This window comes from Pseudoalteromonas sp. ESRF-bin5 (assembly GCF_002632075.1).
GTDB classification, from domain to species: Bacteria; Pseudomonadota; Gammaproteobacteria; order Enterobacterales; family Alteromonadaceae; genus Pseudoalteromonas; species Pseudoalteromonas marina.
Genome location: NZ_NTLW01000047.1, coordinates 20,034 through 27,840, shown reverse-complemented (window position 1 = coordinate 27,840; position 7,807 = coordinate 20,034). Strand labels below are relative to the sequence as shown.

The window sequence follows — 7,807 nt, the reverse complement described above, 5'->3', positions numbered from 1 at the left end:
TAAAAGAAGGTTCAAAGATTGCCATTTTGTCATTTGGTACATTGCTTGAAAACGCACAACTTGCTGCAAATGAACTTAATGCAACGCTTGTTAACATGCGCTTTATAAAGCCGCTTGATACTTCACTGTTAAACGACATTATTAAAAATCATGATGTAATTGTTACACTTGAAGATAATGCCATTGCCGGTGGTGCAGGCTCTGCGGTTAACGAATACTTAGCTAGCCAGCAGGCCAATGTTAAAATACTTAACTTAGGTATTCCTGATGAGTTTATTAAGCACGGCACGCAAGACGAAATGCACAATGAAATGGGCTTAGGCGAGCAAGGTATTTTAAGTTCAATAAGGTCATTTACTGCTTAGTTAATTATTTTAACTGTTTATAAAAAGGAGCCTGTTGGCTCCTTTTTCGTTTTTAGCATTATTTTTTGCATCCAATTTAACTTTTAAGCCGTTATTGCTGTGAGGTTAACATGTAAATAATCAGTGCTGCTTAGTCTGTGCTTTATAAGCAAGCCCTTTATTTACCTAAATTTAATGGAATATTTAGAAGGTAAAAATGATGAATAAAGCTAATTTAACAACTCATACAGCACAAAAAAACACATTGAAACATACGCTTAGTTTTTCAGCGTTAACACTTGCAGTATTAATCGGCATTACAGGCTGTAGCTCAGACGATGGTAAAAACGGCGTAGATGGTATTGCAGGCATCGACGGACAAAATGGTACTGATGGAACAAATGGCAACCCAGGCTTTGCATCAGCCACATTTATTTTGGCAAACAATGGAAAAACCAACACGGGTACCATTGATTTAATTGACCAAAGTGCTTCTAAATTAAAAACTTTTAACACAACAGCTAACGAAGGCGTCGCTTTTGATAGCTTAGGTAATTTATTACAAGCAAGCGACAGCGAAAGTGGCAGTATTAAAACTATCTGTCAGCTTGCTAACCGTGCTGATGGCAGCAGCTATGATGCAAATACTGATCGCGAAATAACAGGTGCTAACACTACGCTCGTAAACCCTAAAGGAATTGCCGTAGCACAAAAAAGTGGCCTTATTTTTATTGCTGACTTTGGCGCGATGCAGGTAACGACTTTTGGCGCTACAGCAGCGGGTAACGCAGCCCCTTTAGGCACAACCATCACAGAAGCTGCACCGTGGGATGTTGATTATGATGAAACAAATGACCGTCTTTATGTAGCACTTACAAATGGTGATGTAGCCGTTTACGATAATTTTGTTGGTGGTGAATTTGCCGCTATGCCAAGTCGTACAATTACCCCTAGCAATAATGATGGTTTGCAAATATCTGTAAATATTCATGGTATTGTTTATGACTCAAATACGAATAAACTTGTTTTATCTGATGTAGGCAGTGCATCAGATGCAACCGATGGTTCGTTATTTGTAATCAATAATGCATCAACCGCAGATGGCTTAGTGAGCGTTGCACGCAGTATTGCCGGACCAGCAACAATGCTTGGTAACCCGGTTGATATTAGCCTTGAAGGGAGTGATTTGCGTGTAGCCGAAAAATCAAATGATGCTGTTCTTGTATTTAGCAATATTTTTTCAGGTGAAAGCGGCGATATTACTCCTGACTTAATCACTTCAACTATTAAACCTGAGTCAATTACTAAAGTGGGTATGCAAAATGTAATGGCTGACATTTCAGATAGCGATACCGCTAATGTGGCGCTTTTAGGAGTTGCCGTTAGCAGTAACCCGGGTACTACAGGTGAAACAACTGGGCAAATTAGTCGATTAAGCTCTCAACTTAACACTGAAATTGGCAACTATAATGCGGGTCAAACTATCGAGAGTGTAACTTTTGATAAAGCGGGTAATAGCTATACAACGTTCGATAACAGTACAACTTCTATTGGCGGTATTGTCATTTCAAATAAAGTGGCAATGAACAGAGATGGGCAAACGTATAATACAAACCAAGACAGTGTTATTACAGGGGCAAATACAGGCCTTATATCTCCTAAAGGTCTTGATGTAGCTTCTGATAGCGGTATGATTTTAGTTGCAGAAAATAATGCAGATACACCAAGTATCTCAATATTTTCAACGTGTACCACAGGAGATGCAAGCCCATTAATGACCCTTACTTTTGCTAACGGTGCGCGTCCTTGGGATGTTGATTACGATGCAAACACTGACCGTGCTTTTGTCGCACTCACAAATGGCACCGTTGCTGTATTCGACGAAGTCAAAAGCAAGCTTATGGCCGGAAATGCAAATATTGCTGTTGAAGACAGACTTATAACACCTGCAAATGCTGGAACCGCAGTAGAAGCGCCAACTAATATACATGGCATAGACTACGATTCGCTAAGTGGCTCGTTAATTCTCTCTGATGTCGGTAGCGCCGCTGTTGCTGATGATGGAAAAATATATGTATTAAATAACGTGGCAATGGCATCGGGGTTGGTAAATATCAGCACCACAATTAGCGGTCCAAATACCCTACTGGGTAATCCTGTCGATATTATGTATACCGGGACAGATTTATACGTAGCTGAAAAATCAAATAATGTAGTTATGCGTTTTAACAATATTTTAAGTATTGCCGGCGGTGATATTAGCGCCGATGCAAGCACTGCATTTACGGCACCTGAGTCAGTCGCAATATTACCAGCTTGGCTTAATCAATAGCGTTAACCTCACCATACCTGACCAATCACTTTGGTCAGGTATTATCGCATCCACACTTTTATATCGGCCAAACCATTTCTCTGTAGCATACCCAGTTGCTGCTCTACATTAGAGTTTTGTTCAAACTCAAATGCATCTAGCTGCTCGTCGAAAGTAATATGCGCTACACCGTCTCCACCGCGTTTTTTAACTTGATGAAGCGAAATATCAGCTAAATTAATAGAGGTTTCCCAACTAATTACTTGCCCACCAAGTAACGGTAATGGGTAGAAAGACCAACCAATTGAGGCTGTTATATTTGTCATATTTCCGTTAGGTAATTGGAAAGAGTACTCTGCAATCGCTTTACAAAGCTCTGAAGAGTAACTGTCTATTTTATTGCACTTAAAATCACGTAAAAGTAATAAAAACTCATCGCCACTCCAGCGCGCTACATAGTCAGAGCCCTGCGTACGCGAGTTTAATAGCGCAGCCATTTGCTGCAAACAGCTGTCACCAGCAATTGGACCAAAGGCATCATTTATACGGCTAAAGTTATCTAAATTAATAATAACCAGTACAAGTGATTTCCCTTGGGCCTGTAATGACTGTGAATTACGTTGAAAATGCTCAATATCTTTTGGTAATTGATCAAACAAGAAACGACGGCTACGCAAGCCTGTAAGCTCATCGGAGTGGCTTACAAGTTTAAGTTGTGAGTTAACTTGCCCAAGCTTATCATTCGCTTGTCGAAGCTCTAACGTACGCTCTGTAATTAAACCTTCAAGCACTTCTTGTTTTCTGCGTTCTTGCGCTTTAAGCACCCAAAATACTAAGTAAAGAAGTAAAATAAAGCCACTGGTGATCAGTAACCTAAAGTAAATTGTTTCATCAAACCGCTCTGGCACAATAAACCCATATTCTACGTATTGCGCCTTTGACCAATCTTCACCTTGGCGTTTTGCCTCTAACTGAAATAAAAATGCCCCAGCTGGTAAGTTGGTATAAATAGCCTCGCGGCGCGTGTTTGCATAACGCCAATCATTGTCCAAACCACTTAACTGATACCTAAACTCAATACTGTTTGGCGCATAATAGTCTATCGCCGTATAGGTTAGTGTTATGTCTCGCTCGTCAGTTTCTAAAGTCGGCTTTTTACCTAGCGCAGCCGTTGTTAAATTTCGCTCAGGAGTTGTAATTGTTTCAATAGTTGGTTTTAACGACAGCACCCCAAATAGCTCTACATTTTTAGGTATCTCAACAACACCTTGTAGGCTCGGATACCACATCGAGTTGCCCATATTGACAACTGCATCATGACCTAAACCGCTACAACATTGGTTTGCTTTGCCGTCAAGCTGGCGATCGAATGATGAGATCACCTCTTCTACTTTTAAACTTTCTATGTTTGTTTTGAACTGCTCCGCTGGCATTCTGTAAACACCTTTCATGGTGCTCACCCACACGTTATTTAATTTTTCGTCGTACTCCAAGCTAAATATAGAGCCATACGGTAACCCATTTGCGGCATCAAGCTGTCGCCATTGGCCCTGCGTGCTTCGGTAAAATAATCCATCATTAAGCGAGCCTATTAAAATACCCACGCCATCAATATGCAAAACACTTGTAATATAAGCACTTTCAAGTGAAGTTTGATCCCCGACCTTTTCGATACCGCGATCAGTAAAGTAATACGCACCTTTACTGGTACCTATGACACCAAAGTTTCCTTTGTCTAGTACATAAGTTATAAATTTACTGCCTAAAAAGGCGTTATAAGCAAAGGGAGTTAAACCTGCAAAGTTGAGCCTGTAGAGCCCACGGCCGGTGCCAATCCAAAACCCGCCTTTACTAGAGCGACTTATAGCAAAAACGGGATTATCACGCAGTGCACGCCCAGGCACACTAAAGAGTTTATCGTCTTCGTATACGAACAAACCTCGCCCTGTGGCGATGTATACGCGCTCTCCATCAAACTGTAAATCGTGTACTGAGGCACGCCCATACTGACTACTTGGAATTAAGTTAATATAACTTTTATTCAAGTCAAAATAACCAACACCACTTTTATTAGCGACCCATAATTTACCATCTGGAGCTTGGCTCAGCGCCATAACCGCTTCAGTCATTTGTGAAACAGCAGCGTGCCTTTCTACTCGCCCTTCGTGAGCAAGCCACAACCCTTCACTGAAGCTTGCTAACCAAATATTATTTTTATCATCTCTAAAAATATCAGCAAACCAAATACTTTGATCTAGCTGGCTCGGTTCAACCCATTGCCATTGGCTAGATTTATCTCTGAATAACAAGCGCCCATAAGTAGAAATCCATAAACCACCATCGCTATCACTCATAAATTTATACACAGCAGAGTTATTCGCGTTGGGTAATGGAAAGGGCCTTAACTCGTCGTCTAAATCTAAAAAGTAAGCGCCTAGCTCTGAAGCTAAATATAAATTCCCATTTAAAAATGCAAGATCATGAACGATCGTTTGAGCTAAACGCTCGGGTAACGATATTTTAGCAGTAAGCTCTAAACGCAGTTTGGCAAAATCGGAGGAGTTTTTAGTTAAGCGTAACAAGTGACGATCGTTTACAAGCCAAATACCTTCTGGCGAAAGCGCCATTTGGCTCACTGAACCCACTATTTGAGTTATAACGGTTGCATTAGCCGTTGGTAAAATGGCTTTAGATTGACCGCGTAAGTTAACTTGACCACGACCAACGTAATATAACCCGTTTGCGGCTATCCAAGTGCCCCCTTTGGAGTCTTCTAGAATATCTCTTACAGGGCCTTTAATGTTAAATGCCTGCGCTGCAAAGGTCGCTGGATTAATAACCACTAAACCACTTCTAGTACCAACCCAAAGTAATCCATTCGAATCGATTAAAAGCTTATTAATGCCATTGCTTGGTAAAAAAGCGCTATTTTGGGTATTGTAGTTTGTGAACGTAGTGCCATCAAAACGGCTCAAACCAAACTGTGTGCCTAGCCAAGTGTAGCCTTGCTGATCTTGCACTACGCTTTTTAATGATTGTGACGGTAAGCCGTCTTTAATATTCCATTGTTTAACAACATAGTCAGTAATTGAAGCCCCACTTGGCATTGCGCACAACATCAGTACACACACCAGTAAAAATCGCATCATACGCTGCCACCTAGTTAAACTAATCAAATATAAACACTAAAAGGGTAGTAAACCTGCTTTTATTAACGCTTGCAAACAAATCAATGAAAAAATACCCGCTAACACGTCATCCGCCATAATCCCAAAGCCACCATGTACGCGTTTGTCTAACATACGAATCGGGCCTGGTTTTGCAATATCAAAAAAGCGAAAAAGTAAAAAGCCAACTAATAAAGTTTGCCAATTTAATGCTGCACCTATCATGGTAATGTAGTAACCAGCGACTTCATCCCACACAATAGCAGGATGGTCATGCACACCCAGATCATCAGCTGTTTTACCGCATGCCCAAATACCAAATACACTGATCACAACTGCAAATACTATTTGTAACCAGATTGGATAATGCATTGTTATAAATATAAATGGCAATGCTGCAAATGTGCCAAATGTACCCGGCGCTTTTGGTGCAAGGCCAGTACCAAACCCTAAACCAAAAAACTGGTGTGGGCGTTTTAAGTTAAATAATCGGTTCTTATTCAAACCTGCTCCTTTGTAAAATGCTCAAAGCCCTGTTGCTCGAAGTTAAACATTTCACCATTTTGTAAAAGCTCAATCTTACCGTTACCACTTTTTATCTGCCCAATACAGGTAATATCCACACCATATTGGCTTAGCTTTAAATCAAGCATACCTTTATTGTTATCGGGAACAGTAAAAATTAATTCATAGTCATCGCCGTAGCTAAGAATAAACGGTAATTGCTTATTAAAATCTAAGCTTGCTTTCATTGCCTCTGATGTAGGAATACTCTCAACATTAATCTCTGCATTTACTTGGGACATTTCAAGAATATGTGTTAAATCGGCAAGTAATCCATCTGATACGTCAATAGCTGACGTTGCAAGCCCACGGATGACCTGACCCGCAGCAACGCGCGGTGTTGGGTAGTCAAATCGATTGTTTAAGTATTCTAAATGCGTAGGATCTATATTAATACCTTGCTTCCGTGCTTCAATAGCAAGACCCGCGTCCCCTAAAGGACCCGTAACATAAATCCAATCACCTACTTTTGCACCACTTCTACGAAGTGCCTTACCTTCCGGCACGGTACCTTTTGCACAAATAGTAATGGTAAGTGGCCCTTGAGTGGTATCGCCACCAATAATTTGTACATTGAAGTATTCTGCAATTTCATGCATGCCTTCAGTAAATTCTGCAATCCACTGAGAATCTATTGTCGGTAACGTTAGTGCAACAGATACCCACGTAGGTTCAGCACCCATTGCAGCTAAATCACTTAAATTAACAGCAAGCGCTCTATGCCCCAATGCGCGAGGAGAAATATCTTCAAAAAAGTGCACGCCTTCAACCAGAGTATCGGTTGTGACTGCAAGTTGGCAGTTTTGTGGAACAGTGACAAGCGCGCAATCATCCCCTATACCTAGGTTAACATCACGACGAGAAATACCGCGACCTTTAAAGTAGCGGTTAATTAATTCAAATTCCTTCATACACAAAAAAGCCGACCTATGCCGGCTCTCCTTTTAACGGTTATATAAAGTAAATCTCTGAAAGCAAAGTCAGAGAAAAATACTATTACTTGCGTAAATGCTTTACAGCTTTATCAAGTACACCGTTTACAAATTTATGACTATCTTCTGCGCCAAATATTTTGGCAAGCTCAATACCTTCGTTGATAGCAACTTTGTAAGGTACATCTTCACGAAACTTAAGTTCGTAGCTGCTTAAACGTAAAATTGCTCGCTCAACCATATCTAAGTCATCAAATGGACGCGTTAAATGAGGTGATACTGATTCATCAAGTAGCTTGTAATTTACAGCTACACCTGAGGCTAAATCTTTAAAGTATTCAACATCAATTTTAGTAACGTCGTTTTCGATCAACATTTGTTGCTCGATGTCGGCAATTGCATTACCGCTTAATTGCCAAGAATAAACGGCTTGAAGTGCTAAGATACGTGCTTTACGTCTTGCTGCTGGTTTCACAAAAATTCCTTAAA

The 7,807-nt window shown here is 40.5% G+C and carries 6 protein-coding genes; 2 read left to right on the top strand and 4 right to left on the bottom strand.

The features are described 5' to 3' along the window. Together BCG07_RS01375 and BCG07_RS01370 are read left to right on the top strand one after the other, a co-directional pair. The coding region (locus BCG07_RS01375; protein WP_286888201.1) for a transketolase C-terminal domain-containing protein at nt 1-365 on the top strand (365 nt) is incomplete at its 5' end. A gap of 199 nt (nt 366-564) precedes the next feature. Continuing rightward, nucleotides 565-2,676, top strand: a complete 2,112-nt coding sequence (locus BCG07_RS01370) for an NHL repeat-containing protein (protein ID WP_243533722.1) — start codon at nt 565-567, stop codon at nt 2,674-2,676. A gap of 41 nt (nt 2,677-2,717) precedes the next feature. On the opposite strand, the gene BCG07_RS01365 is transcribed toward BCG07_RS01370, so the two are convergent. From BCG07_RS01365 to nusB, 4 genes are all read right to left on the bottom strand, one after another. Beyond that, nucleotides 2,718-5,804: a ligand-binding sensor domain-containing diguanylate cyclase gene (locus BCG07_RS01365; protein ID WP_243531508.1), complete on the bottom strand. Its 3,087-nt coding sequence runs from the start codon at nt 5,802-5,804 to the stop codon at nt 2,718-2,720. 36 nt (nt 5,805-5,840) lie between these two features. Then, the gene (locus tag BCG07_RS01360) at nt 5,841-6,326 is read right to left on the bottom strand and encodes a phosphatidylglycerophosphatase A family protein (RefSeq protein WP_006794265.1); all 486 of its coding nucleotides are present in this window, start codon (nt 6,324-6,326) and stop codon (nt 5,841-5,843) included. Continuing rightward, nucleotides 6,323-7,297, bottom strand: a complete 975-nt coding sequence (thiL, locus tag BCG07_RS01355) for a thiamine-phosphate kinase (protein WP_006794266.1) — start codon at nt 7,295-7,297, stop codon at nt 6,323-6,325. Before thiL ends, BCG07_RS01360 begins: the two co-directional genes overlap by 4 nt. Before the next feature lie 85 nt (nt 7,298-7,382). Then, nucleotides 7,383-7,793: a transcription antitermination factor NusB gene (gene nusB, locus BCG07_RS01350; RefSeq protein ID WP_006794267.1), complete on the bottom strand. Its 411-nt coding sequence runs from the start codon at nt 7,791-7,793 to the stop codon at nt 7,383-7,385. Nucleotides 7,794-7,807 lie beyond the last annotated feature (14 nt).

What these genes read in the sequence shown, in the direction of transcription:
- thiL (WP_006794266.1), bottom strand. Translation starts at nt 7,297, where the DNA reads ATGAAGGAATTTGAATTAATTAACCGCTACTTTAAAGGTCGCGGTATT.
- BCG07_RS01365 (WP_243531508.1), bottom strand. Translation starts at nt 5,804, where the DNA reads ATGATGCGATTTTTACTGGTGTGTGTACTGATGTTGTGCGCAATGCCA.
- BCG07_RS01370 (WP_243533722.1), top strand. Translation starts at nt 565, where the DNA reads ATGAATAAAGCTAATTTAACAACTCATACAGCACAAAAAAACACATTG.